Origin of the sequence: Corallococcus macrosporus (genome assembly GCF_017302985.1) — a bacterium.
Taxonomy (GTDB): Bacteria; Myxococcota; Myxococcia; order Myxococcales; family Myxococcaceae; genus Corallococcus; species Corallococcus macrosporus_A.
In genome coordinates this window covers 2924713-2950373 of sequence record NZ_JAFIMU010000007.1, presented here as the reverse complement: position 1 = coordinate 2950373, position 25661 = coordinate 2924713, and the positions used below count along the sequence as shown (strand labels likewise).

Genomic DNA, 25661 nt, shown 5'->3' with positions numbered 1-25661 from the left:
ATGGATCGCGACAGGCTGGCGCAGGCACTGCTGGACTCGTTCCTGGAGGAGCTGGAGGGGCACGTCGTGTCCCTCAACCGGGACCTGCTCGCGCTGGAGCAGGCCCCGGCGCGCGCGAAGGAGCTCATCCCCGGCCTGCTGCGCACGCTGCACAGCGTGAAGGGCGCGTCGCGCGCGGCCAGCGCCGCCATGGTGGAGAACGCCTGCCACCGCATGGAGGAGGTGCTGGAGCCGCTCATCCACGGACGGACGCCGACGCCGGACCTCTTCGAGCTGTGCTTCGCCACGGTGGACGCGCTGGACGACGCGGGTCGCAGGCTGGCGTCGCGCCAGGAGCTGGCCGGCTCGCCGCTGGAGGCGCTGCTGCCCCAGCTGGAGCAGGCCGCGCACGGTGCTCCACCCCAGGCTCCCCAGACGCCAGCGCCGGCCGCCCCCCCGAAGCCCCCGCCGTCCCCCGCCGTGGAGGCCGAGCCGGAGCTGCCCGCCTCCCCGCAGGTCAGCGGCGAAGCGCTGCCGGTGCGCGTGTCCGGGCAGAAGCTGGACGCGCTGCTGGGCCGCAGCGGCGAGCTGCGCGTGGCGATGCTTCGACTGGAAGGCCACGCCGAGTCGCTGGAGGCGCTGCGCGACGACGTGGCCGGGCTGCGCGAGCAGGTGCGCGGCTCCACGTCCGAGACGACGCTGCGCCGCGTGGAGCTGGAGCTGGCGCGGGTGGCGCGCGTGCTGGCGCAGGACCGCCGCGCGCTGTTCCAGTCCTCCACCGGCCTGGATGACGAGGTGCGCCGCTCGCGCATGCTGCCCTTCGAGGAGGGCTGCACCGGCCTGGAGCGCGCCGCGCGCGACGTGGCGCACGGCCTGGGGCGGCGCGTGCGCATGGAGGTGCACGGCGGCGGGCTGGACCTGGACCGCTCCCTGCTCCAATCCCTGCGCGAGCCGCTGCTGCACCTGGTGCGCAACGCGGTGGCGCACGGCCTGGAGGCGCCGGAGGAGCGCGTGCGCCACGGCAAGCCGGAGGAGGGCCGCGTGGTGCTGTCCGCGCGGCTTCGCGGCAGCCGGGTGGAGGTCGCGGTGGAGGACGACGGGCGCGGCCTGGACCTGGAGGCCCTGCGCGAGCGCGCCCGGGCCCGGGGCATGGAAGCGCCCGAGGACGACGCGGACGCGGCGCGGCTCGTCTTCCTGCCGGGCCTGTCCACCGCGGCGAAGGTGACGGCGGTGTCCGGCCGGGGCGTGGGGCTGGACGTGGTGCGCGCCCAGGTGGAGGCGCTGCGCGGCAGCGTGGAGGTGGCCTTCAAGGCGGGCCAGGGCACGCGCTTCACGCTGGACGTGCCCCTCACGCTGAGCACCCTGCGCGTGCTGCTGGTGAGCGTGGGCGGGCAGGTGCTGGCGCTCGCCAGCGAGGGCGTGGACCGGCTGTTGCGCCTGTCGCCCGACGCCGTGCGCGAGGTGGAGGGGCGCATGTCCTGGGTGACGCCGGACGCGCTGGTGCCGCTGGCGTCGCTCGCGGACGTGCTGGGCCTGCCCGCGGGGCCTCCCAAGCCACGGCCTTCCGCGGTGGTGCTGTCGGCGGGCACCGCGCAGGCGGCGCTGGTGGTGGACGAGGTCATCGCGGAGCAGGAGGTGCTGGTGCGCTCGCTGGGCAGCCGCGTGAAGCGGGCGCGGCACGTGGCCGCCGCGGCGGTGCTGCCGGATGGGCGCATGGCGCTCCTGCTCAACCCCGCGTCGCTGGTGCGGGCCGCGGGCGGACGCCCCTCCGCGCACTTCTTCCCCACGCCCAAGGAACAGGTGGCGCGCCGTCGCGTGGTGCTGGCGGACGACTCGCCCACGACGCGCATGCTGGAGCAGAGCATCCTGGAGGGCGCCGGCTACGACGTCACCGCGTGCGCGGACGGCGCGGAGGCGTGGGAGCGGCTGCAGGCGGGCGGCGCGGACGCCATGGTGCTGGACGTGGAGATGCCGCGCATGGACGGCTTCCAGGTGACGGAGGCCGTGCGCGCGTCGCCGCGCTTCGGACGGGTGCCGGTGGTGCTCGTCACGTCGCGCGAGAAGCCCGAGGACAAGGCGCGCGGCCTGCAAGCCGGCGCGAGCGCCTACATCGTGAAGAGCGCGTTTGACCCGACGAGCCTGCTGGAGACGCTGAGGCGACTGCTATGAAGACCGAACCGTTGCGCATCCTGGTGGCCGAGGACTCGCCCACCGCCCGGCGGCTGCTGGTGGAAATCCTGCGCACCGACCCGGCGCTCACCGTGGTGGGCGAGGCCCGGGACGGCCTGGAGGCGGTGGAGCTGTGCCAGCGGCTGCGGCCCGCGCTGGTGACCATGGACATCCAGATGCCGCGCATGGACGGCCTGGACGCCACCCGCCGCATCATGACGGAGACGCCCACGCCCGTGGTGGTGGTGTCCACGCTGGTGGAGCGCGACATCCAGACGTCCATGGCCGCGCTGAGGGCCGGGGCGCTCGCGGTGCTCCAGAAGCCGGTGGGCCCGGAGTCGCCGGACTTCGAGGCGGACAGCCGCCGCCTGCGCGACACGCTCAAGGCCATGGCCCAGGTGAAGGTGGTGCGCCGCTGGCCGGACCGCTCCACCACGCCCGTGCCCCCGCTGGAGGCGACGCCCGTCCCCAGCCCCCGTGCGCCGGCCGTGCTGGCCATGGCCGCGTCCACCGGCGGCCCCGCCGCGCTCTACCGCATCCTGTCCGAGCTGGGCGGGCAGCCCACGCCGCCGCCCCCCATCCTGCTGGTGCAGCACATCGCGCTGGGCTTCGGCAACGGCCTGGCCACGTGGCTGGGCACCGCCACGAAACTCCAGGTGAAGGTGGCCGAGGACGGCGAGCCGCTCGCCCCCGGCACCGTGTACCTGGCCCCGGACGACAAGCACCTGGGCGTCACCATGGACCACCGCGCGCAGGTGTCCGGCGCCGCGCCCATCCAGGGCTTCCGCCCGTCCGCCAACTGGCTGTTCCGCGCCGTGGCCCGGGCCTACGGGCAGACGGCCCTGGCCGTGGTGCTCACCGGCATGGGCCAGGACGGCCTGGACGGCATCCGGGACCTGCACCAGGCAGGCGGGCGGGTGATCGCCCAGGACGAGGCGACGTCCGTCGTCTACGGCATGCCGGCCGTGGTGGTGGGCGCCAACCTGGCGCACGAGGTCCTCCCCCTGGGTCAGATCGCCCGCAGACTGCTGGCGCTCCTGCAACCCGGGGTACGCCTTCCCTGAAGTGTTGCTTGTGTGAAAGTCACTCCCGGGGATTCGTGGCCGGAATGGCGGCCCTGGCACGGAGTGTCAATATCGGGTCCAATTCAAGGGGCACCCCTCGCCCCTTCTTCCCGATGAGCGCTCCCACGACTGGCCCGGCATACGAAGCGGTCTTCGCCGCCATCCCCGACCCTGCCTACCTCCTGGATGGCACGGGCCGGCTGGTCTCGTGCAGCGCCGCGGGCGCCCGGGCGCTCGGCCGCGCGGCGGGAGAGCTGGCGGGACGGCACTGGAGCGAGCTGGGGCTTCCGCAGGAAGCGCTGACGGCGCTGGAGTCCGCGCGCGTCCGAGTGGTGACGCTGCGGGAGTCCACCACCGTGGAGGCACCCTGGCCGGGCGCGCAGGGCATCCGCCGGCACGCGCTGGTGCTCACGCCGCTGGGCACGGAGGCGGACGTGTCCCCGGCCGTGCTGGTGACGGCGTGGGCGCTGACGGAAGCGGAGGCCATCTACTCGCGCGCCCTGGAGCTGGAGCAGGCCGCGCGCGCGGAGGTGGAGACCGCCGAGCGCCGCCGGTCCTTCCTTTACCAGGCGATGACGACGCTGTTCACGCATCCGCCGGATCCGCAGGGCATGTACACGCTGCTCGCGCACCTGGCGGTGCCGGACCTGGCGGACTGGTGCCTGGTGGACGCGCTGGAGCAGGGCCCGTGGGTGGGCCGCGCGGCGGTGGCGTGCCTGGACCCGACGCAGCAGGAGCGCGCCCGGGGCCTGCCCATGCGCACGGAGCTCCGCGAGGACGCGCCCGTGGGCCTGTTGCGCGTGCTGCGCACGGGCGAGCCGGAGCTGGTGCCGGCGGTGACGGAGTCGCTGCTTCGCGCGGCGGCGGCGGAGCCCGCGCACCCGGCGATGCTGCAGGCGCTGCAGGCGCGCTCGTACATGATCATCCCGCTGCGCGCGCGCGGCCACACGCTGGGCGCGGTGACGTTCGTGAGCTCCGGCTCCGGGCGCCGCTACGGCCCGGACGACCTGGCGCTGGCGGAGGACCTGTGCCTGCGCGCCAGCCTGGCCATCGACAACGCGCGGCTGGTGGGTGAGTCCCGCCGGGCCGCTCGCGCGCGCGAGGACCTGCTCGCGGTGGTGTCGCACGACCTGAAGAACCCGCTGGGCGTGGTGCAACTGGGCGCGGCGCTGCTGTTGCGCGGCACCGCGGGCAAGCCGGGCGGCGAGGCGGTGGCGAAGCAGGCCACGCGCATCAACGACGCGGCGGAGCGCATGTCGCGGCTCATCTCCGACCTCTTGGACTGGGGCCGCCTGGAGGCGGGCCACCTGCCGCTGGAATTGGGCGAGCACACCGCCGTGGCGCTGGCCACCGAGGCGCTGGAGGCCATCCGGCCGCTGGCGGAGGCCAAGGGGCTGCACCTGGAGGCGGACCTGCCCACGGAGGGCCTGCGCGTGAAGTGCGACCGCAGCCGCGTGCTCCAGGTGATGGGCAACCTCTTGGGCAACGCGGTGAAGTTCACCCCGCCGGGCGGCACGCTGTCGGTCAAGGCGGTGATGCGCGGCGGCGAGGTGTCCTTCGACGTGCGCGACACGGGCAACGGCATCACGCCGGACGCGTTGCCGCACATCTTCGACCGGTACTGGCAGGCGCGCGACGCGGCCGCCCGCGGCACCGGCCTGGGGCTGGCCATCGCCAAGGGCCTGGTGGAGGCGCACGGCGGCTCCATCCGCGCGGAGAGCATCCTGGGCACCGGCAGCGTCTTCACCTTCACGCTGCCCGTGGCGCACATCGGCATGCCCGTCGCGGTCCCGCAGGCCGCCAGCGGCATGTCCCGCCCGCGCGACACCTACGAGCACTGATTGCTTCAGCGCCCCTTCCTCCTGGAGGGAGGGGTGCGCACCTGGCGCGCGTGCTCCAGGAAGGCGCGCAGCGCGGGGGACACCTGCGCGCGGCTGGGGAAGTAGAGGAAGAGGCCCGGCACGGACGCGGCGTACTCCTCCAGCACGCGGCGCAGCGTGCCCGCCTTGAGCTGCGCCTCCACCTGCGACTCCAGCACGTACGCCAGGCCCAGCCCGGCCTCCGCCAGCCCCAGCCAGACGCGCTCGTCGTTGGTGGTGACCGTGCCGCGCACCGGCAGCCGCCACGTGCGCGAGCCCTTCTCCAGATCCCACGGCAGCAGCGCGCCGGTGTTGGACGAGCGGTAGGTGAAGCAGTCGTGCTGGAGCAGGTCCTTCGGCTTCACCGGCGTGCCGTGGCGCTCCAGGTACTCCGGCGCGCCCACCACGATGAAGCGGAACGCGGGCGCGATGCGCACCGCCACCATGTCCCGCTCCAGGTACTCCTCCAGCCGGATGCCCGCGTCGAAGCCCTCCGCGACGATGTCCGCCTTGCGGCTCTCCACCACCAGGTCCAGCTCCACCTGGGGATGTCGCTCCCGGAACGAGGCCAGCAGAGGCGTGAGCACGAAGGGCAGCGCGGTGGCCGGCAGCGTCAGCCGCAGCGCGCCCGTCAGCGTCCCGGGTCGTGAAGACGCGTCCTTGAGCGCCCCCAATGCCTGCGCCACACCCGGCCCGGCCTGATCCACCAGACGACGTCCCGCCGCCGTCACCGCCACGCTGCGCGTCGTGCGCGACAACAGCGGCACCCCCAGCCGCTCCTCCAACTGGCGCACCGTGTGGCTCAGCGCGGAGGCGGACACGCCCAGCTCCGCCGCGGCCGCCGCGAAGCTGCGGTGCCGGGCGACGGCGAGGAACTGGTGCAACGCATTGAGCGGGGTGAGAGCCATTCCTGAGCTTTCCTCAGGAGTCCATCCGGATTCCAGACCTACTCCCGCAGGCGCCCGTCCCCTATCCCTTGTCCTGTCTCGCGGAGAGCAGCCCTTCCCCAAGCGCGAGCAGGAGTCGTCCCATGGCATCCCCTACTCTTCTTCCCCTGTCCGGCCGCGTCGCCGTCATCACCGGCGCGTCCAGCGGCATTGGCGCCGCCACCGCGCTGCGGCTCGCGCGGGACGGCGCGAGCGTCGCCCTGCTCGCACGCAGCAAGGAGCGGCTGGACGCGCTCGCCTCCACCATCACGCAAGGGGGTGGCCGGGCGCTCGCCCTGGGCACCGACGTGATGGACGCCCGGTCCGTGAAGGAGGCAGCGAAGGTCATTGCCGGCGAGCTGGGTGTCGTGGACCTGGTCCTCAACAACGCCGGCTCCATGCGGCCCACGCCCCTGGAGGCGCACCCCACGGAGGAGTGGGAGCGGATGATCGACCTGAACCTGAAGGCCAGCGTGCGCGTCGTGGAGACCTTCGTGGAGCCGCTGCTGGCGGCGGCGAAGGCGGGCGGGCCCGCGGACCTCATCAACGTGTCGTCCGTGGCCGCGCAGGCGGTGTACCCGAACTTCAACGTCTACGGCGCCACCAAGGCCGCCGTGACCCACCTGTCCCGCCACCTGCGCGCGGAGCTGGGCCCTCGCTTCGTCCGCGTCATGGCCCTGGAGCCGGGGCTGGTGGATACGGCGCTGCACGACGGCAACACCGACCCGGGCGCGCGGGCCTGGCTGGAGGGCGCCCGGAAGTCCCTGACGTGGATGTCTCCGGAGGAGGTCGCGGGCATCATCGCCTTCGCCACCGCCCTGCCCCGGCACATCAACTTCCAGCAACTCACCCTCATGCCCACCCAGCAGGCCTGAGCCGTACCCCACGCCTGTTGCCGAGGTGGCCTTCAGCGTGCCATGCAGGCGCCTTATGTCCTTTCTGCATCAGGCGCTGGTGTTCCTGGCCGCCACGGTTGTCGCCGTGCCCCTCTTCAAGAAGCTGGGGCTGGGCTCCGTGCTGGGCTACCTGGCGGCGGGAGCGGCCATCGGGCCGTATGGCGCGGGCCTCATCTCCGACGTGGAGAACATCCTCCACATCGCGGAGCTGGGCGTGGTGTTGCTGCTGTTCGTGATTGGCCTGGAGCTCCAGCCGTCGCGCCTGTGGAACCTGCGCCGCTCCGTGTTCGGCATGGGCGGCGCGCAGGTGGTGCTGACGGGCCTGCTGCTCGCGGTCGTGGGCAAGGGGCTGGGCCTGTCCTGGGGCGCGGCCATCATCGCGGGCTTCGGCCTGTCGCTGTCCTCCACCGCGTTCGCGCTCCAATTGCTGGGGGAGAAGAACCAGCTCACCGCCGAGCACGGGCAGCTCGCCTTCGGCATCCTCCTGTTCCAGGACCTGGCCGTCATCCCGCTGCTGGCCGCGCTGCCGCTGCTGGGCACGTCCGACACGCCGTCCACGGAGGCCGGGTGGCTGACGGCGGTGAAGGCCGTGGGCGCGGTGCTGGTGGTGGTGGTCGCGGGGCGCTACCTGCTGCGGCCGGTGTTCCGCGCGGTGGCGGGCGTGCACAGCCAGGAGCTGTTCACCGCGACGGCGCTGCTCGTCGTCGTGGGCACCGCGTCGCTGGTCAGCGCGGTGGGCCTGTCCATGGCGCTGGGTGCGTTCCTCGCGGGCGTGCTCCTGTCGGAGTCCGAGTACCGCCACGAACTGGAAGCGGACATCGAGCCCTTCAAGGGCCTGTTGCTGGGCCTGTTCTTCATCGCCGTGGGCATGTCCCTGAACCTGGCGCTGCTCATGCGCGAGCCCCTGCGCGTGCTGGCGCTGGTGCTGGGCCTGACGTTCCTCAAGGCGCTGGTGCTGTACGGGCTGGGGCGCGTGGGGCTGAAGAAGCCGGGCTCCGCGGTGAGCCTGGCGGTGGTGATTTCGCAGGGCGGTGAGTTCGCCTTCGTCCTCTTCTCCCTGGCGGTGTCCTTCCACGTGATGGAGCGCCCGCAGGCGGACCTGCTGGTGCTGGTGGTGGGCCTGTCCATGGTGGTGACGCCGTTCCTGTCCGCCATCCACGAGCGCTGGGTGGCGCCGCGCTTCCAGCAGAAGGGCCCGCAGCGCGAGTACAACGTGGCCCCGGAAGAGGACCACCCGGTCATCATCGCGGGCATGGGGCGCGTGGGGCAGGTGGTGGCCCGCCTGCTGCGCGCGCGCCGCATCGGGTTCACCGCCATCGACGCGAGCGCGGAGCACATCGACTTCATCCAGCGCTTCGGCAACCAGGTGTTCTACGGCGACGCGTCCCGGCTGGACCTCCTGCGCGCCGCCCGCGCGGAGAAGGCGAAGGTGTTCGTGCTGGCCATCGACGACATGGCCGCGTCCCTGCGCACCGCGCAGATGGTGAAGGAGCACTTCCCGCACCTGACCATCTACGCGCGGGCCCGCAACCGCGAGCACGCGTACCGGCTGTTGGACCTGGGCATCACCCACCTGGTACGTGAGACGTTCGACGCGAGCCTCGTCATGGCCGGCGACGTGCTCCAGGAGATGGGCCTCACCTTCGCGGAGGCCCGCCGCTCCGTGGAGCGCTTCCGCGAGCACGACGAGACCCTGATGCTGGAGAGCGCCAAGGTCTTCAAGGACGAGAAGAAGATGATGGAGGTCATCGTCCGCGCGCGCCGCGAGCTGGAGCAGTTGTTCGAGAAGGACGAGGCCGATCAGAAGTCGGCCTAGCGGGGGACAATGACCATGAGCGCCGACGCGAAGCCCACCTCCTCCCGTCTCTACCTGTACGTGCTGGCGGCCATCTTCGCGGGGGGCCTCCTGGGCCACTTCGCGCCCGCCACCGCGGTGAAGCTGAAGCCGCTGGGGGACGCGTTCATCGCGCTGGTGAAGATGCTCATCTCCCCGGTCATCTTCCTGACCGTGGTGCTGGGCGTGGCCAACGTGGCGGACATGAAGAAGGTGGGCCGGGTGGGCGGCAAGGCCCTGCTCTACTTCGAGGTCATCTCCACGTTCGCGCTCGTCATCGGCGCGGTGGTGGTGACGGTGCTCAAGCCCGGATCCGGCTTCAACGTGGACCCGCGCACGCTGGACGCGAGCGCCGTGGCCCGCTTCGCGCAGCAGGCGCATGACCAGTCCACCGCGGGCTTCCTCCTGCACATCATCCCGCGCACCTTCGTGGACGCCTTCACCGGCGAGGGCGACCTGCTCCAGGTGCTGCTGCTGGCGCTGCTGTTCGGCTTCTCGCTGACGGCCATTGGCCCCGTGGCGAAGCCCGTGGTCGTCCTCTTCGAGGCGCTCTCCAAGGCCTTCTTCCACATGATTGGCACGGTGATGAAGCTGGCGCCCATTGGCGCGGGCGCGTCCATGGCCTTCACGCTGGGCGCCTACGGCATCACCAGCCTGGGCCCGCTGCTGCGCCTGATGGGCTGCTTCTATCTGGCGTGCGTGCTGTTCGTCGTCGTCGTGCTGGGGCTCGTGGCGCGGGTGACGGGCTTCTCCATCCTGAAGTTCCTGCGCTACATCCGCGCGGAGCTGTTCCTGGTGCTGGGCACGTCGTCGTCGGAGTCCGCGCTGGTGCCGCTGATGCAGAAGCTGGAGCGGCTGGGCTGCTCCAAGTCCGTCGTGGGGCTGGTGGTGCCCAGCGGCTACTCCTTCAACCTGGACGGCACCAACATCTACCTGACCATGGCCGCGCTGTTCGTGGCCCAGGCGCTCAACGTGGACCTCACCTTCACCCAGACGGCGACGCTGCTGGGCGTGGCGATGCTCACGTCCAAGGGCGCCTCCGGCGTCACGGGCGCGGGCTTCATCACCCTGGCCGCCACGCTGGCGGTGGTGCCGTCCGTGCCGGTGGCGGGGCTGGCGCTCATCCTGGGCATCGACCGGTTCATGAGCGAGGCGCGAGCGCTCACCAACTTCATTGGCAACGGCGTCGCCAGCATCGTCGTGTCCCGCTGGGAGAACGAGCTGGACCGCGACCGGCTGCGCGCGGAGCTCAACGGCCAGTCCGTGCCGGAAGCGCCGCCCGCCGACGCGGGGACTCCTGCCTGAGCCTCTGGGGCCTGATCAATCGTGCGCGACCGCGTCGCGCACCGCGGCCTTCAGCACGTCCAGGTCCACCGGCTTGTCCAAAAGCCGCCGGGCGCCCAGCCGCAGGGCCTCCGCGTGCGTCTCCTCGTCCGCGAAGGCGCTGAGCAGCAGCACCGGGCAGGTGATGCCCTCATCACGCAAGCGCCCAAGTGCCTCCAGGCCGGTGCGCCCCGGCATGCGCACGTCGCTGACGATGAGGTCCGGCGGGACGAGCGTGCCGCCGTGGCCCTGCATCATCGCCACGTAGTCACCCAGTTCGAAGCCGTCCTCCACCTCCACCACCGTGTAGCCCGCGCGCCGCAGCGTGCGCACGAGCATCGCGCGCATCGCGTCGTCGTCCTCGGCCACCAGGATGCGCGCGGCCGGCGTTGCTTCTTCTTGGGGAGGCGCGTTCGTCATTCAGATGCGGAGGAGCACGGCGCATGCCACCTGCCCTGTGAGGACGTGGATCCGTCGTGCCGCGTGCGTGGCCGGGGCATCCTGCCCCCGTCGGGGCAATGTGCCCCAGACATGCATGGACATCCTGCCCCGCGTTGTCAGCGCGTCCCCCTGGGCACGCGTTGGCATGACCGATGCTCTGGCTCCGGTCAGCCCCGCACCCCACACCCCAATCCACACCTCGCGGGCATGACACGGAGTCTCTCCATGAAGCGCACTTCCGCCCTGGTCCTCGGTCTGTCCCTGTCCCTCGCCTCCGGCGCCTTCGCCGCCGAGGCCAAGCCCGCCAAGAGCGCGCCCGCCGCCCAGGCGAAGGCCGCCGCCAAGACGAAGAAGGCGAAGCAGGGCGCCAGCCAGAAGGCCCCCGCCGCCCCGGCGGAAGGCGCCTCGAGCAGCAACTAGTCACACGCTGTCGTGACGCAGCACCCGCGGTACCCGTAGCGTACCTCCCCGGTCCGTGTGTTCCTTCCCCCTCATGCACGAACCGGGGGTTGCCTCTTCGTGAAGCTCGCTCGCAAGTTCACCCTGGCCCTGGTGCTGCTCGCCGTCGCGGTGATGGCCGGCCTGCAGGCGTTCCAGGTCAACCGGGAGCTCGCCCGGTCGGAAATCGACACGCAGCACGACCACCGCCTGCTCGGCCACACGCTGGCCGGCTCCATTGGCAAGGCGTGGCAGCTTGCGGGCGAGGCCGAAGCGCTCACGCTCCTCAACCAGGCCAACCGCTTCCAGGAGCAGGTGCGGCTGCGCTGGGTGTGGCTGGACGGCGGGCCGGGCTCCGGCTTCGCGCCGGCGCTGCCTCCGGCCCTGCTGCTCAGCCTGCGCGCGGGCAACGACGGCTGGATGATGGACGCGTCCACCAGCCCGGGCGTGCTGCGCTCGTACACGCCAGTGTTTTTGGGCCGGCGCATGGGCGCCATTGAAATCACCGAGTCCATGTCCGAGCAGGAGCAGCACGTGCGCACCACCGTGGTGGGCACGTTCATCGCCACGGCGGCGCTCTCCGTGTTCTTCCTCCTGGCCGCCATGGCCATGGGCCGCCGGCTGGTGGGCCGGCCGGTGGAGCAGCTGGTGCATCTGGCGGGGCGGATTGGCGAGGGCGACCTCACCGCGCGCGTGCCCCTGCGGCGCGAGCACGGCGACGAACTGACGACGCTGGCGGTGGCCATGAACCGGATGGGCGAGCAGTTGGAGGAGACGCGGGCGCGGCTGGCGTCGGAGACGGCGGCGCGGCTGGCCACGGTGGAGCACCTGCGCCACGCGGACCGGCTCACCACCGTGGGCAAGCTCGCGTCCGGCGTGGCGCATGAACTGGGCACGCCGCTCAACGTCGTCATGGGCCGCGCGAAGATGGTGTCCTCCGGCGAGGCGGAGGGCGACGAGGTGAACGAGTGCGCCCGCATCATCTTCCAGCAGGCGCAGCACATGACCGGCATCATCCGGCAGCTCCTGGACTTCGCGCGCCGGCGCACGCCGTCCCGCGCGCCGGAGGACCTGTCGCTGCTGGCGGAGCGCACCTTCTCCCTGCTCAAGCCCATGGCCACCAAGAAGGGCGTGGCGCTGTCGCAGGAGGTCCCCTCCGGGTTCACCGTGGAGGTGGACGCGGGGCAGTTCCAGCAGGTGCTCACGAACCTGGTGATGAACGGCCTGCACGCGATGAGCCGGCCCGGCACGCTGCGGGTGCGCTCGCAGGTGGTGCGCGCCGCGCCCCCCGCGGACGTGGGCGGGGCGGAGCAGGACTGGGTGCGGCTGGACGTGGAGGACGAGGGCTCGGGCATCCCGGCGGACGTGCTGCCCCATGTCTTCGAGCCGTTCTTCACCACCAAGGACGTGGGCGAGGGAACAGGGCTGGGATTGTCCGTCTCCTATGGGATGGTGCGCGACCACGGCGGCTGGATTGACGTGAAAAGCGAGCCGGGCCGTGGGAGTTGTTTCTCCATCTACCTGCCGCCGGGGACGCACGCATGCCAGGCCGCATCCTGATTGTCGAAGACGAGCGCGAGATGCGCGCCATGGTGGAGAAGGGCCTCCAGCGCCGGGGCTTCCACCCGGTGGCCGTGGCCGCCGCGGACGAGGCCCTCCAGAAGCTGTCCGCCGAGGACTTCGACACGGTGCTCACCGACCTGCGCATGCCCGGCATGGACGGCCTGGCGCTGTGCGAGCGCATCGTGCTCAACCGGCCGGACATCCCCGTGGTGGTGGTGACGGCCTTCGGCAGCCTGGAGACGGCGGTGGCCGCCATCCGCGCGGGCGCCTACGACTTCATCACCAAGCCCATCGACCTGGACGCGCTGGTGCTGGTGCTGGAGCGCGCCGTGCAGCACCGCGCCCTGCGCGCCGAGGTGCGACGGCTGCGCGAGGCCCTGGACCAGCGCCAGGACGACGGCGCGCTCGTGGGCGAGAGCCCCGCGCTCAAGCAGGCGTACGCGCTCATCGACCGGGTGGCGGACGTGGACGCCACCGTGCTGATCACCGGAGAGAGCGGCACCGGCAAGGAGGTGGCCGCGAGAGCCCTCCACGCCCGGGGCCGGCGCAAGGAGGGGCCTTTCGTGGCCATCAACTGCGCGGCCATGCCGGAGCAACTGCTGGAGAGCGAGCTGTTCGGCCACGCGAAGGGCGCCTTCACCGACGCGAAGGCCTCGCGCACGGGCCTCTTCGTGAAGGCGAACGGCGGCACGCTGTTCCTGGACGAGGTGGGCGAGCTGCCCATGACGCTCCAGCCGAAGCTGCTGCGCGCGTTGCAGGAGCGCATGGTGCGCCCGGTGGGCGGGGACACGGAGACGCCGTTCGACGCGCGCATCGTCGCGGCGACGAACCGCGACCTGGAGCTGGCGGTGGAGGAGAACCGATTCCGCGAGGACCTCTACTACCGGCTCAACGTCATTGGCCTGGAGCTGCCCCCGCTGCGCGCGCGCGGCAACGACGTGCTGCTCCTGTCGCAGCGCTTCGTGGAGCAGTTCGCGTCCCGCACGGGCAAGAAGGTGGTGGGGCTGTCCCCCGCGGCAGCGCAGCGCCTCTTGGCCTACGGGTGGCCGGGCAACGTGCGCGAGCTGCAGAACTGCATCGAGCGCGCGGTGGCGCTCACGTCTTTTGAACAGCTCACGGTGGACGACCTGCCGGAGCGCATCCGCAACTACAGCACGCCGCGCGTGGTGCCGGAGAACACGGACCCGTCGGAGCTGGTGACGCTGGAGGAGCTGGAGCGCCGCTACATCCACCGCGTGCTGGAGGCCGTGGGCGGCAGCCGCACGCTCGCCGCGCGCATCCTGGGCGTGGACCGCAAGACGCTCTACCGCAAGCTGGAGCGCGGCGACTCCGAAGCCAAGGAGGCAAAAAAACCCTGACCTGGGAAAATCAGGGGCCCCCCTGACCCGCTCCCATCCGCTCCGGCCACAACCCTCCACCACGGGCGCACGCCTGGGGGCCGGGAAGGTGGCGGGCCGCGCGCAAGGCCTGTCATCCCTCGGGGCGGGCCCCCGCTTTGCCTCGCGCGGGGTATGGTTCCAGGAGGATGCACTCCGTTCCCGTCCAGACCCGGGTCTTCTGTCGCGTGGCGGACCTCGCACGCGCCGCGGGCGACAGGAACGTCACAGTCCCGTTTCCTGGTGGAGGTTTCTCCTTACCCTCGGAAATCCACGAGTCCATGAATCGCGTAACAGGCGGTCAGGACGGCCTCCGCCGTCCTGGTTCCGTGTCCCGGCGCAGAAGCCGGGCACGCTCGCGAAGCACCGCCGTGTTTCCCACCTGAAGGGACCCCGCTCCCCTACCCCGACGACCCGCCGATGGCCCACGCTCCCGCCCGACCGCGCTCCCGTCCCCCCGCCCCGTCCTCGACGGAGGCGCCCGGCCTGGGTCTGCTCGCGCTGCTGGACGGGCTGCCGGAGGCCTTCCTCGGCGTGGATGCGGGCTGGCGCATCCGCTACCTGAGCCCGCGCATGCGCGAGCTGCTGGGGCCGCGCATCCAGTTGGGGGATGACGCGCGCAAGAAGGCGGTGGACGTGCTGGGCCTGGGCTCGCACCTGCGCCTGGACGCGCCCGCCACGTCGCAGCCCGCCTCCGCGTGCTACGAGCACCGCTGGCACGAGGGCGACCTCTGCTTCGAGGTGTCCACCCGCGCCGTGGACGGCGGCCTGCTGGTGCACTGCCGCGACATCACCCGCGAGTTCCAGTCCCGCAGCGAGTTGCAGCGCGTGGGCCAGCTCTTCCAGTCCGTGATGGAGGGCACCACCGACGCCATCTACATCAAGGACATGGAGGGCCGTTACCAGGTCATCAACTCCGCGGGCGCGCGCGCCCTGGGCCGCACCGTCCCGGAGGTGCGCGGGCACTCGGACGAGGAGCTGTTCCCGCCGGACGAGGCCCGGGCCAACATGAAGCACGACCGGGACGTGCTCAAGGCGGGCCACCCCCTCACCTACGAGGACGCGCAGAAGGACCCCACCGGGGAGCTGCGCGTGTGGCTGTCCACCAAGGGCCCGCTGCGCGACCCGGAAGGCCACGTGTTCGGCCTGTTCGGCATCAGCCGCGACATCACCCAGCGCAAGTGGGCCGAAGAAGAGGTGCGCCGGCACGCCGAGTTCCAGGAACACCTCATGGGCATCATCAGCCATGACATCCGCAGCCCGCTGGGCGCCATCATGAACTGGTCGCGCGTGCTGGCGGCCGGGGGCCCCGCGGAGGAGACGGCGCGCACCAGCCGGCGCATCGCCACCGCGGCGGTGCGCATCGAGCGGCTGACGCGCCTGTTGCTGGACTTCACCCGCGCGCGGCTGGTGGGCGGCGTGGTGATTGAGCCGCGCGGGTCGGACGCGCAGGAGCTGCTGTCCAAGGTGGCGCACGAGTTCCGCGTGGCCTTCCCGCAGCGGGACATCGTCGTGGAGCACAAGGGCAACACGCAGGGGCACTGGGACCCGGACCGGCTGGCGCAGGTGGTGTCCAACCTGGTGGAGAACGCGCTCAAGTACAGCCCGGCGGACGCGCCCGTGTCCCTGGCCACGCGCGGCCTGCGCAACAAGGTGGTGATGACGATCCACAACCAGGGCCGCCCCATCCCGGAGGCCACCCTGCCCCACCTCTTCGAGCCCTTCCGCCAGGGCCCGCAGCAGACGCGCACGCTGAAGATGAGCTACGGCCTGGGGCTCTACATCGTGCGGGAAATCGTCCACGCGCACGGCGGCACCATCGACGTCACCTCCACCGAGGGCGACGGCACCACCTTCACCGTCACGCTGCCGCGCCGCGCGCCGCCCAAGAAGGGCCCGCCGCCCGCGCCGCCTCCGCCGCCGTCCGCGCACCGCCCCTGAAAGCAGGGGGCGCGGGCGCCCGTCACACGAAGCGCGAGATGAGCGGGACCAGGTCGTCCAGGGGCGCGCTGCCGTTGGACAGGCCGGCCTCCGCCACCGCGCGCGGCATGCCGTACACCACGCACGAGGACTCCGCCTCCGTGAGCACCACGCCGCCCGCGGAGCGCAGGGCCCGCGCGCCCTGGAGGCCGTCCTCGCCCATGCCGGTGAGCACCAGCCCCAGGGCATCCCTCCCCCAGACCTCCGCCACGCTCTGGAAGAGCACGTCCACGGAGGGGTGGTGCGGGGTGCCCAGCGGGTGGCGGTCCAGGCGCGCCAGGTTCAGCGCCCCGTGCCGCGCCACTTTCAGGTGGTGCCCCGCGCGCGCCAGCACCGCGCGGCCCGGCACCAGCTCCATTCCGTCGCTCGCCTCCACCACCTCCAGCGCGCTCTGCGAGTCCAGCCGCTTCGCCACGGCCTCCGTGTAACCGGCGGGGATGTGCAGCGCGAGCACCACCGGCGCCGGGAAGTCCCGGGGCAGCGCCGACAGCAGCCGCGTCAGCGCCTGCGGCCCGCCCGTGGACGTGCCCACCGCCAGCAGCTTCTGTGACGAGGAGGGCAGCGGCCGCGCGGACGGGGCGCTCGCGCCGGCCTCCTGCTCGGTCGCGTAGTGCGGCACCGCGCCGCCAGCGATGCGCACCTTCTCCACCAGCTCCGCGCCCAGTTCGTAGAGCCGGTCGGTGGCCAGCGCCGTGGGCTTGTGCACCAGGTCCACCGCGCCCGCCTGGAGCGCGGCCACCGCCAGCTCGCTGTCCGTGCCCGCGCTGCTCACCACCACCACGCGCGGCGCGCCCGGCATGCCCGCCAGCGCGCGCAGGAAGCCCGGCCCGTCCAGCGACGGCATCACCAGGTCCAGCGTGATGACGTCCGGCTTGAGCTCCGCCACGCGCTCCAGCGCGTCCAGCCCGTCGCGCGCGGTGCCCACCACCTCCAGGCCCGGCGCGTCCGACAACACCTTGCGCAGCACCTTGCGCGCGAATGCCGAGTCATCCACCACCAGCACGCGCAGGGTCATGGCCCCGCTTTACTATAGAAGAACGCGCCGCGGCGCTCCTCGCAGTGCAGCGCCGTGCCGAAACGCATCAGCGATTCGGAGGTGCCCACCACCAGGTGCCCGCCGGGCCGCAGCACGCGGGTGAGGCTGTCCACCACGCTGCGTGCGGTGTCGTCCTGGAAGTAGATGAGCACGTTGCGGCAGAGGATGGCGTCGCAGCTCTCCGGCTCCGGGAAGTGCACGGTGTCCACCAGGTTGAGCTGCCGCCACTCCACCCGGGCCATCAGGTCTGGACGCACGCGCGGACGTCCGTCCACCACGTCCAGCCAGCGCCCCTGCACGCCGGGGGGCAGCGCGCGCATGCACCGCAGGTTGTACTCCCCCGCCTGCGCGCGCTCCAGCGCCCGGGCGCTCAGGTCCGTGGCCAGGATGGACACGTTCCCCAGCACGCCCCGCGCGTCCAGCAGCATGGCCAGCGTGAGGGGCTCCTCGCCGGTGGCGCACGCCGCGCACCAGACGCGGGGCTTGCGGCCGGCCTTGACCTCCGGCACCAGCAGTTCGTCCACCAGCACCTCCAGCGCCTGGGGCTCGCGGAAGAAGTACGTCTCGTGGACGAGCAGCGCCTCCACCAGCGAGTCCAGCGCCTCCGGCCCCTTCGGGTCGTAGCGGAGGAAGTAGTAGTAGTCGAGCAACGAGTCGAACCCGGCATCCAGCGCGCGGGTGGACAGCTTCTCCGCCAGCAGCTCCCGGTCCTCGAGCCCGTAATGCAGGCCCGAGCGCTGCTCGATGAGCATGGCGAGGATGGCCAGGACCTGCGGGGACAACGGCAGCGTGGACATGGGCCGTGGGTTCTCTAGCGGCCCAGGGCCAGGAGGCAGGCACGGCGCACTTCGGGGTCTTCGTCCCGGTGGGCCGCCCGGTCCAGCGCCTCGCGCGCCTCCACCGTGCCCAGCGCCGCCACCGCGGGCGCCGCCGCGCGCCGGCCCGCGGGACTGGCGCCGACCAGCGCCTGCATCAACGCCGCCCTCGCGTCCGCCCGGCGCATGCGCGCCAGCGCCGCCACCAGCAGGGGCGCCGTCGCGTCGTCCGCCGCCTCCAGCGCGGCCAGCAGCCCCGCCAGCCGTCCCTCCACCGGCAGCGCCAGCGCGCCCACCACCTGCTCGCGCAGCATCACGTCACCCAGCAGCGACACCAGCGACTGCGTGGCGTGCGGGCCCGTGCGCGTGGCCAGGAAGCCCACCGCCGCGCTGCGCACGCTGTCGTCCCGGTCCCCCGCGGCGCGCAACAGCGCGGGCAGCGTCTCCGGCGCGTCGTACTCGGCGACCGCCGACAGGGCGACGAGCCGTGTGGCCGGGTCCTCCGAGTGCACCGCCTCCAGCAGCACCGGCAGCGCGTCCGGCCGCCGGGCCACGCCCAGCCCCAGCAGCGCCGCGCGGCGCACGTCCGCGTCCGCGGAGGACGCCGCCCGGCGCAGCGCCGCCATGGCGCTCTCCGTGTGCAGGTGCGCCAGCGCGTCCACCACCGCCACGCGCACCTGGCCCGCGTCGTCGTTGGCCAGCGCGACGATGGCGTCCGCGGCGGCCTCCTCGTTGAGCTTCCCCAGCGACTGGCACGCGTAGTAGCGCACCCACGGGTCGCGGTCGTTCAGGCCGCCCAGCAGCGTGGAGGTGATGCGCGCCTGCTTGTCCGTCTGGCCCAGCGCGCGCATGGCGGTGGCGCGCGTGCGCTCGGACTCATGGGACGCGGCGGCCAGCAGCGCGTCCACCGCGCGCGGGTCGTCGATGAAGGGCAGGCCGTAGATGGCCGCGTCGCGCAGCCGCTCGTCCGGGTCCCGCATGGCGGCGAGCAGCGCGTCCAGGCCGCGCGGGTAGCCGAAGTACGCCACGATGCGCAGCGCCGCCCGCCGCTGGCGCGCGTCCGGGGACCGGGCCGCCTCCAGCGCCAGGGTCTCCGTCGCGTCGCTGCCCAGGGACTGGATGGCGCCCACCACCGCCTGCGACACGCGCGGGTCCTCGTCCGCCAGCCGCACGAACAGGGCCGGCACCGCGGACGTGTCGCCAATGCGCGACAGCGTCTCCGCCGCCAGCGCGCGCACCGTCGCGTCCCGGTCCTCCAGGCACAACAGCACGTCCGGCACCGCCGCGGAGCGCTTGCCCACCAGGGGCAAGAGCACCCTGCGCCGCGAGCTGTCACCCTCGCGCAGCGCCTGGAGGATCTGCGTGTCCGCCTCCGCGCCCAATTCACCCAGGGCCGCCGCGGCCGCGCGCGACACGCCCAGGTCCTGCGAGTCCAGCAGCTTCAGCAGCCCCGAGGCCGCGTCCGCGCCGCCCACCCAGCCCAACAGGCGCGCCAGCGCGGTCTTCTCCCCCACGTCCGCGCCCGCGATGACCTGGGCCAGCCGGCGTCCGGTGGGGTGCGGCTCCGACGACGTGGAGCGCAGCACCGACGGCACCGTGCGCGCGCCGCCGAAGCGCTGCACCTGCGCGTCGTGGATTTCGACCAGCGCCACCGCCGCCACGCGCACCACCGCGTCGTTGCCGCGCTGGAGCAGCCCCACCAGCGCGGGCACCGCGGCCTCCTGGCCGGTGCGGCCCAGCGCGCGCGCGGCCTCCAGGACGTAGAAGGGGTCCGACAAGAGCGCCATCAGCGCCGGCACGACGGTGGGGTCGCCCGAGCGGCCCAGCACGTCGATGGCGGGGAAGATGCGGAAGAAGTTCCCGCTGCCCAGCGAGGACAGGAGCGCGTCCACCGCCGCGCCGCCGCCCACGCGGCCCAGCGCCTCGATGGCGGCCACCGCCACGTTGTCGTCCGGGTGGACGATGAGCCGCGATAGCAGCGGCACGGACCGCCGGCTGCGCCGCCGGCCCAGCACCTGGGCGGCGTCACAGACGATGGCCGGGTTGGGGTCCTCGCCCAGCGACTCCACCGGGCCCTCCACGTCACCGGTGGCGGCCACCAGCGCGTCCACCGCCGCGGCGATGCGCGCCTCGTTGTCCCGGCGGTGGCGCAAGAGGTCGCACAGGGGCTGCACCGCGGGGGTGCCCAGGCGCGCCAGCGCGGACACCACCGCGCGGCGCACCGCCCACGACGGCGCGTCCAGCCCGTCCACCAGCACCGGCAGGCTCTCCGGGCCGCGGCGCGACAGCTGCTCCACCTCTTCCACCCGGGCGCGGTCGTCCGCGGAGAGCGACAGCGGGTGGTGTCTCACGGTCGAACCGGTCACGTGGCCTGCTCCCTGGGGTTGCGGGGCGTCCCTGGCTCCTGGGAACCCAGCAGCCCGCTCAGGTGGGCCAGCCCCTCCACCTGCTCTCCGTGCAGGCGCGACAGCTGCCCCAGCCGGCCCGCCACCTCCCGCACCTCGGTCGCGGTGACGGCCGTGGAGCGCGCCTGCTCGGCGGTGGTGACGGCGATCTCCCTCGCCCGCATGCGCATCTCCTCCACGGAGCGCCCCAGCTGTTCGGTGACGGTGGCCTGCTCCTGCACTGCCTTGGCCACCACCGCCGCGCCCGAGGCCTGCTTCGCGGTGGACGCGGTGAGCATGCCCAGCGCCTCCGACTGCTCATCCAGCGCGCGCGCGGTGGACTTCGCCACGCGGCGCACCTCCTCCGCGCCGCGCACCAGCGACGTGAGCGCCTGGGCCTGCTCCTCCGTGGCGCGCGTCACCTCCTTGGCCAGGTTCGCCACCTGGCGGCTGGCCAGCTCGCCCTGCTTGAGGGCGCGCGCCTGCTCCGCCATGGCGCGCGTGGACTGGGCCACCTCCTTGCGGGTGGCCTCCATGGCGCGCGTCACCTCCTGCGCGGCCTTGGCCTGCTCCGCGACGCCGGTGAGCGTGCGCTGCGTGGAGGTCGCCACCTCCTGCGCCGTCGCGCCCAGCACTCCCACCTGCTGGCCCTGCGCCGTCACGGCGTTGCTCACGCCCTGCACCAACTGGCGCATCTGCGTCGTGCTGCGGGCCAGGTCCGTGGCGGCCTGCGCCTGCTCCTGCATCGCGCGCGACACCTTCTCCGCCACCTCCGTCAGCTGGGTGTTGGAGCGCACCGCGTCGCGCAGCGCCTTGGCCTGGTCCTGCGTGGCCTGGGTCGTCTGGCGCGCCATGCGCCGCATCTCCGTGCCGCCCTGGGAGAGGGCCTGCGCGGCCTGCGCCTGCTCCACGGAGGACGCGGCGATGAGCCGGCCCTGCTCGCTCACCTTCGCGGTGGCCTGCACCAGCGCCTGCACCGCCTGCACCTGCTCCGCCGACGCGCGCGACGCCTCGCGCACGTTCTGGCCCAGCTCGTCCACGCCCTTGAGGATGGTGCCCAGCGCGCGCTCCGCGTCGCCCGCCAGCGCCGCGCCCTCGTCCGCCGCGCGCACGCCCTCGCCGTTGGCCACGGCCGCCTCGCGCGCCGTCGTCTGGAGGCCCCGGACGATCTTGGCCACGTCGCTGCTGGCCGCCGCCGCGCGGTCCGCCAGCGCGCGGATCTCCTCCGCCACCACCGCGAAGCCGCGGCCGTGCTCGCCCGCGCGCGCCGCCTCGATGCTCGCGTTGAGCGACAGGAGGTTGGTGCGGTCCGCGATGAGGTTGATGGTCTGCACGATGTCGCCAATCTCCTCGGCGCGCCGGCCCATCTCCTTCATCACCCCGGACGACTCCACGATGGACTGGCGGATGCGGCCAAAGCCCGCGATGGAGCGCGCCACGGTGGCGCCGCCCTCGCGCGCGCTGGTGCCCACGCGCTCCGCGGCCAGCCGCGCCTCCTCCGTCAGCTGCGCCGCGCGCCGGGTGGACGACTCCAGCTGCGCGGACGACGTGGCGCTGGTGGACGCCAGGGTGTTGATGCTCTCCGCCGCGCGGGCCACCGCCTGCGCGGAGCGCGACAGCTGCTCAATGGTGGCCGCGTTGGCGTCCACCACGGCGGCGTTCTTCTCCGAGGTGGCGGCCACCTCCTCCACGCTGGCGGCCACCTCCTGCACGGTGGACGCGGTGGTGAGGGCGCTGGCCTCCAGGGCGCGCGCGTGGTCCGCCACGCCGCGCGTGCTGCGCGCCACCTGCTCGGTGGCGGCGGCCGTCTCCTCCACGCTGGAGGACATGGTGTGCGCGTCGCGCGCCACGTCCTGGAGCGTCTTGCCCAGGGACACGACGGCGCCGGACACCTGGCCCATGCGCTCGCCCACGCCCTGCGCGTCGGCGGCCAGCCGGGTGATGCCCTTGGACATCTCCTCGATGGTGGCGGCGACCTCCTCCGTGGTGGCGGCGCTCGTCTGGTTGCGCGACACCAGGTCCTCCACCGTGGCGGTCATCTCCTGCATGCTCGCCAGCAGCTCCTCGCTGGAGGCGGCCAGGTCCTCCGCGTTGGCGCTCACGCCCTTCACCGAGCGCGCCACCTCCTCCAGCGTGGTGGCCGTCACGTCCGCGCTGGTGGCGAGCGTGCCCGCGTCCTTGCGCACGCCGGCCACGGACGCGGTGATCTCCTGCATGGTGCCCGCGGTGGCCTCCACCTCCTGCTGCACGTTGCGCGCGGAGGCGCTCACCGCGCCCTGGTTGCGCACCAGCGACTGCACCGCGGCGCTCGTCTCCTCCACCTGGGCGGCCACGGACTCGATGGCGATGCGCACCTGCTCGCCCGCCGCGGCCTGCTCGTTGCCCGCGGAGGCCAGCCTCGACGCGAGCTGCTCGGTGGACTTCACCAGGCCCGCGCCCTCCTCCACCTGGAGCGTGGTGCGCTCCGCCAGCGCGCGCGCATCCGCCAGCCGCACGCTGTTACCGTTGTCCGTCGACATCCGCCGTCTCCTCCCCCACCACGCGGGGGAAATCGATGAGCATCACCAGCCGCGGGCCCACCTGCGCCACGGCCTTCACGAATCCCTTCGCGCCCTCCACCACCATGGGCGGGGGCGGCTGGATGGTGCGCGGGTCCAGCTTCAACACCTCGCGGGCGCTGTCCACGAGCAGCCCCACGGTGCGCTCGCCCAGCTGCCCCACCACCACGCGCGAATCCAGCGACGGCGTCCCCGCCGGCAGCCCGAAGCGCACTCGCGCGTCCACCACCGGGATGACCCGGCCGCGCACCTGCACCAGCCCCGCGACGTGCGCGGGCGCCCCCGGCACCGGCGTCGCGCCGGTGAAGGACTCCATCTGCACCACGTCCGCCGCGGGCATCGCGTATTCCGTCCCGTCCACCTTGAACAGCACGTGCAGCACGTTCATGACACCCACTCCCCGGCCCGCGCCGCGCGCTTGCGGCGCAGCGCACGGGCCGCGCCCAGCGCGCCCAGGTCCAGCACCAGCGTGGGCTGTCCGTCACCCAGGTCCGTGGCGCCCGCCACGCCCGGCACGCGCACCAGCGGATCCTCCAGCGGCCGCAAGACAATCTCCTGCTGCCCCAGCAGCCGGTCCACGGCGAAGGCCACGGGCTCCCCGCGCTGCCGCACGACGAGCGCCTTGGTGCCCGCGCCCGCGTCCCCGGAAGCAGCGGTGTCCAGCAACCGCGCCAGCGACACCAGCGGCACCGCCGTGCCCCGGCGCTCCACCAGCCCCACGCCTTCCGCGCCCGCGGGGCGCACCACGCCCACCACGTCGATGAGCTCCTCCACGGTGCCCACCGCCACGGCGTACCGGCGGCCCGAGCACTCGAAGACGATGGCGTCCATCAGCGTCACGGTGAGCGGGACGCTCAGCGTGAACGTGGTGCCCACGCCCTTGCGCGTCTCCATGCCCAGCTCGCCGCCCAACTGCTCCACGACGATGCGCCGCACGATGTCCATGCCCATGCCGCGGCCGCTGGTGCGCGTGGCCTCCTGGCGCGTGGACAGGCCGGGCCGGCACAGCAGGTCCAGCAGCGCGTCCGCGGAGTCCGGCACGGGGGCGTTGGCCGCCTTCGCCACCGCCTTCGCGTCCACGCCCTTTCCATCGTCGCGCAGCGTGAGCTCCAGCTGGCCGCTGGCGCGCGCGTGGCAGGACAGGCGCACCAGCCCCTCCGGGGGCTTGCCCGCGGCCTGGCGCTCCTCGGGCAGCTCCAGCGCGTGGTCCACGGCGTTGCGCACCAGGTGCACCAGCGCGGGCAAGAGCCGGTCCGCCACGGCCTTGTCCAGCTCCGCGTCGCCCACGTCCAGCTCCAGCCGCACCGCCTTGCCCGTGGCGCGGCGCAGCCCACGCACCAGCAGGGGCAGCCGCTCCAGCACGTCGCCCACCCGCACCATGCGCAGCCGCAGGATGGCCGAGCGCAGGTCGCGCAGCTGCCGGCCGTTCTCCTGGAGGATGGCGTTGAGCTCGCGCGTGGGCGCCCCGGCCTGGGTGAGCGCCGCCACCGCGCGCGTCAGCCGCGAGCGGTTGACCACCAACGCGGCCAGCCACTCCATGGCCTCGTCCAGCCGCGACACCTCCACGCGCAACAGGCCCCCGCCCCGGCGCACCTCGGGCTCGTCCAGCTCCTCCTCGAGCACCGCGGCGCCCGGCAGGCCCGCGCCCGGAGGCAGGACACCGCCCACGACCGCGCCCGGAGCCTCGCCCGGAACTTCGCCAGGAACTCCGGTGGCACCGGCGGGCACGGCCGCCTCCAGCGAGCGCACCGTGGCGGGCGGGCCGCCCACGGCGTCCAGCAGCACGGCGTCCTCCGCGCGCGTCAGCAGCAGCAGCGCGAACGCGAGCGACGCGCCCCCGGCGGCGGCGCCGGACAGGGGCAGCACCTTCACGATGTCCGCGAGCTTCGCCACGCGCTCGCGCACGGTGTTGATGTTGAGGCCCTTCGCGGCGCGCTCCGACGACGGCACGAAGTCCAGCCGCAGCGCGCGCTGACCGCCCGCGAGGCCGCCCTCCAGTTGCTCGCGCTCGGACGGGGCCAGCCGCGAGGCGAACGCGGCCTCCGCGTCCAGCTTCACGGGCCGGGCCCGCTTGGGGGCCGCGTCCAGCACCTGGGGCCCCAGCGCCTCCAGCCGCTCCAGCAGGTTCGCGGGCGCGGGGGACGCGGTCTTGCCCGCGCTCAGCTGCCGCACGCGCAGCTCGATGGCGCGCAAGCCCTCCACCATCGGCTCCACGCTGGACTCGGGCAGCCGGCCGCCCGCCTGATCCGCCAGCCGCAGCGACGCCTCCATCCAGTGCGCCAGGGAGACGACGGGCTCCACGTCCACCATGGCGGACAGGCCCTTGAGCGTGTGCAGTGCCCGGAACAGCTCCCGCACGGCGCGGGGCTGGGCCAGCCCCTTGCGGACGGCCTCCTCCACCGCGAGCAGGTCCTTCTGCGCGGAGGCGAGCAGCTCATCGACCTCCGCCAGGTATGCGGGGAGGAACTCCGCGAACTCCCCGGATCCACTCACCCGCGCGACGCCTCGGCTGGCGTCTTCTCCAGGAGCGCCCGCGCGGCCCCCTGGATGGAGTCCGGCGTGAAGGGCTTGGTCATGAAGCGGTTGGCGCCGGCCTGGAGGGCGCGCTCGCGCGAGGCCTCGTCGCCCCGGGTGGTGACGATGATGATGGGCAGCTCGCGCAGGTGGTCCTGGCCGCGCACGAACTCCACCACCTCGATGCCTCCGATGTCCGGCATGTTCAGGTCCAGCACGAGCAGGTCATACGGCTTGAGCGACAGCTGCTCGATGGCCTCCAGGCCGCTGGAGGCCTGCGTGAAGCGGCTGTCCGGATAGGGCCGCAGGCAGGCGACCACCATGTCGCGCATCACCTTGCTGTCATCGACGACGAGTACCTCGGGCATGGCGTCCTCTGGAAACGACCGGCCAAGCTAGATCGATTCCGACCCGCTGAAAGAAATGAGTCACCCGGCGCGCGGTGAACGTTGGCTTGTCCACGCCGGCCTTGGACGATCTGCCATGGACGCTGGAGGACCGCCACG

General features: G+C 73.2%; 19 protein-coding genes. 10 read left to right on the top strand and 9 right to left on the bottom strand.

Translation table 11 applies throughout. The annotated features are described in order from the left end of the window. From JYK02_RS24645 to JYK02_RS24635, 3 genes are all read left to right on the top strand, one after another. Entirely contained in the window at positions 1–2148 is a 2148-nt protein-coding gene (locus JYK02_RS24645) for a hybrid sensor histidine kinase/response regulator (RefSeq protein ID WP_207054489.1), read from the top strand. After that, positions 2145–3212, top strand: a complete 1068-nt coding sequence (gene cheB, locus JYK02_RS24640; protein ID WP_207054487.1) for a chemotaxis-specific protein-glutamate methyltransferase CheB — start codon at positions 2145–2147, stop codon at positions 3210–3212. Before JYK02_RS24645 ends, cheB (JYK02_RS24640) begins: the two co-directional genes overlap by 4 nt. 113 nt (positions 3213–3325) lie before the next feature. Next, positions 3326–5053 (top strand): ATP-binding protein, encoded by a 1728-nt coding sequence (locus tag JYK02_RS24635; RefSeq protein ID WP_207054485.1) that lies wholly within the window; start codon positions 3326–3328, stop codon positions 5051–5053. A 5-nt stretch (positions 5054–5058) separates the two neighbouring features. Here JYK02_RS24635 and JYK02_RS24630 read toward each other — a convergent pair whose 3' ends face one another. Beyond that, on the bottom strand, positions 5059–5979 hold the full coding sequence (locus JYK02_RS24630; RefSeq protein WP_207054483.1) for a LysR family transcriptional regulator: 921 nt from the start codon (positions 5977–5979) through the stop codon (positions 5059–5061). Between the two features lie 122 nt (positions 5980–6101). On the opposite strand from JYK02_RS24630, the gene JYK02_RS24625 reads away from it, so the two are divergent. From JYK02_RS24625 to dctA, 3 genes are read left to right on the top strand one after another with little or no spacing between them, the layout of a single operon-like run. Continuing rightward, positions 6102–6872 carry an SDR family oxidoreductase gene (locus JYK02_RS24625; RefSeq protein WP_207054481.1) on the top strand — a complete coding sequence of 257 codons (771 nt, stop codon included), beginning with the start codon at positions 6102–6104 and terminating at the stop codon, positions 6870–6872. 55 nt (positions 6873–6927) lie between these two features. Next, positions 6928–8709: a monovalent cation:proton antiporter-2 (CPA2) family protein gene (locus JYK02_RS24620; RefSeq protein ID WP_207054479.1), complete on the top strand. Its 1782-nt coding sequence runs from the start codon at positions 6928–6930 to the stop codon at positions 8707–8709. Positions 8710–8724: 15 nt separating this feature from the next. Beyond that, the gene (dctA, locus tag JYK02_RS24615) at positions 8725–10032 is read left to right on the top strand and encodes a C4-dicarboxylate transporter DctA (protein ID WP_207054477.1); all 1308 of its coding nucleotides are present in this window, start codon (positions 8725–8727) and stop codon (positions 10030–10032) included. Between the two features lie 15 nt (positions 10033–10047). On the opposite strand, the gene JYK02_RS24610 is transcribed toward dctA, so the two are convergent. Then, a complete protein-coding gene (locus tag JYK02_RS24610; RefSeq protein ID WP_207054476.1) occupies positions 10048–10470 on the bottom strand; it encodes a response regulator in 423 nt (140 codons plus the stop codon). Positions 10471–10716: 246 nt separating this feature from the next. Between JYK02_RS24610 and JYK02_RS24605 the strand changes: the two genes are divergently transcribed. The 4 genes from JYK02_RS24605 (at position 10717) to JYK02_RS24590 (ending at position 15809) form a co-directional block, all read left to right on the top strand. Continuing rightward, the gene (locus JYK02_RS24605; RefSeq protein WP_207054475.1) at positions 10717–10911 is read left to right on the top strand and encodes a hypothetical protein; all 195 of its coding nucleotides are present in this window, start codon (positions 10717–10719) and stop codon (positions 10909–10911) included. A gap of 99 nt (positions 10912–11010) precedes the next feature. Then, entirely contained in the window at positions 11011–12489 is a 1479-nt protein-coding gene (locus JYK02_RS24600) for an ATP-binding protein (RefSeq protein WP_207054474.1), read from the top strand. After that, the gene (locus tag JYK02_RS24595; RefSeq protein WP_207054473.1) at positions 12471–13850 is read left to right on the top strand and encodes a sigma-54-dependent transcriptional regulator; all 1380 of its coding nucleotides are present in this window, start codon (positions 12471–12473) and stop codon (positions 13848–13850) included. The genes JYK02_RS24600 and JYK02_RS24595 overlap by 19 nt, the downstream gene beginning before the upstream one ends. Positions 13851–14288: 438 nt before the next feature. Continuing rightward, the gene (locus JYK02_RS24590) at positions 14289–15809 is read left to right on the top strand and encodes a PAS domain-containing sensor histidine kinase (RefSeq protein WP_207054472.1); all 1521 of its coding nucleotides are present in this window, start codon (positions 14289–14291) and stop codon (positions 15807–15809) included. Positions 15810–15831: 22 nt separating this feature from the next. Here the strand turns inward: JYK02_RS24590 and cheB (JYK02_RS24585) are convergent, their stop codons facing one another. From cheB (JYK02_RS24585) to JYK02_RS24555, 7 genes are read right to left on the bottom strand one after another with little or no spacing between them, the layout of a single operon-like run. After that, positions 15832–16863: a chemotaxis-specific protein-glutamate methyltransferase CheB gene (gene cheB, locus JYK02_RS24585; protein ID WP_207054471.1), complete on the bottom strand. Its 1032-nt coding sequence runs from the start codon at positions 16861–16863 to the stop codon at positions 15832–15834. Next, positions 16860–17681 carry a CheR family methyltransferase gene (locus tag JYK02_RS24580; RefSeq protein WP_207054470.1) on the bottom strand — a complete coding sequence of 274 codons (822 nt, stop codon included), beginning with the start codon at positions 17679–17681 and terminating at the stop codon, positions 16860–16862. Before JYK02_RS24580 ends, cheB (JYK02_RS24585) begins: the two co-directional genes overlap by 4 nt. 14 nt (positions 17682–17695) lie before the next feature. Then, a complete protein-coding gene (locus tag JYK02_RS24575) occupies positions 17696–20065 on the bottom strand; it encodes a HEAT repeat domain-containing protein (protein ID WP_207054468.1) in 2370 nt (789 codons plus the stop codon). Next, positions 20062–22602 (bottom strand): methyl-accepting chemotaxis protein, encoded by a 2541-nt coding sequence (locus tag JYK02_RS24570; protein WP_207054466.1) that lies wholly within the window; start codon positions 22600–22602, stop codon positions 20062–20064. Before JYK02_RS24570 ends, JYK02_RS24575 begins: the two co-directional genes overlap by 4 nt. Beyond that, complete coding sequence (locus JYK02_RS24565) at positions 22583–23029, bottom strand: chemotaxis protein CheW (RefSeq protein WP_207054464.1); 447 nt, start codon at positions 23027–23029, stop codon at positions 22583–22585. The genes JYK02_RS24570 and JYK02_RS24565 overlap by 20 nt, the downstream gene beginning before the upstream one ends. After that, positions 23026–25134: a chemotaxis protein CheW gene (locus JYK02_RS24560; protein ID WP_207054462.1), complete on the bottom strand. Its 2109-nt coding sequence runs from the start codon at positions 25132–25134 to the stop codon at positions 23026–23028. Before JYK02_RS24560 ends, JYK02_RS24565 begins: the two co-directional genes overlap by 4 nt. Beyond that, on the bottom strand, positions 25131–25523 hold the full coding sequence (locus JYK02_RS24555) for a response regulator (RefSeq protein ID WP_207054460.1): 393 nt from the start codon (positions 25521–25523) through the stop codon (positions 25131–25133). Before JYK02_RS24555 ends, JYK02_RS24560 begins: the two co-directional genes overlap by 4 nt. Between the last annotated feature and the right edge of the window lie 138 nt (positions 25524–25661).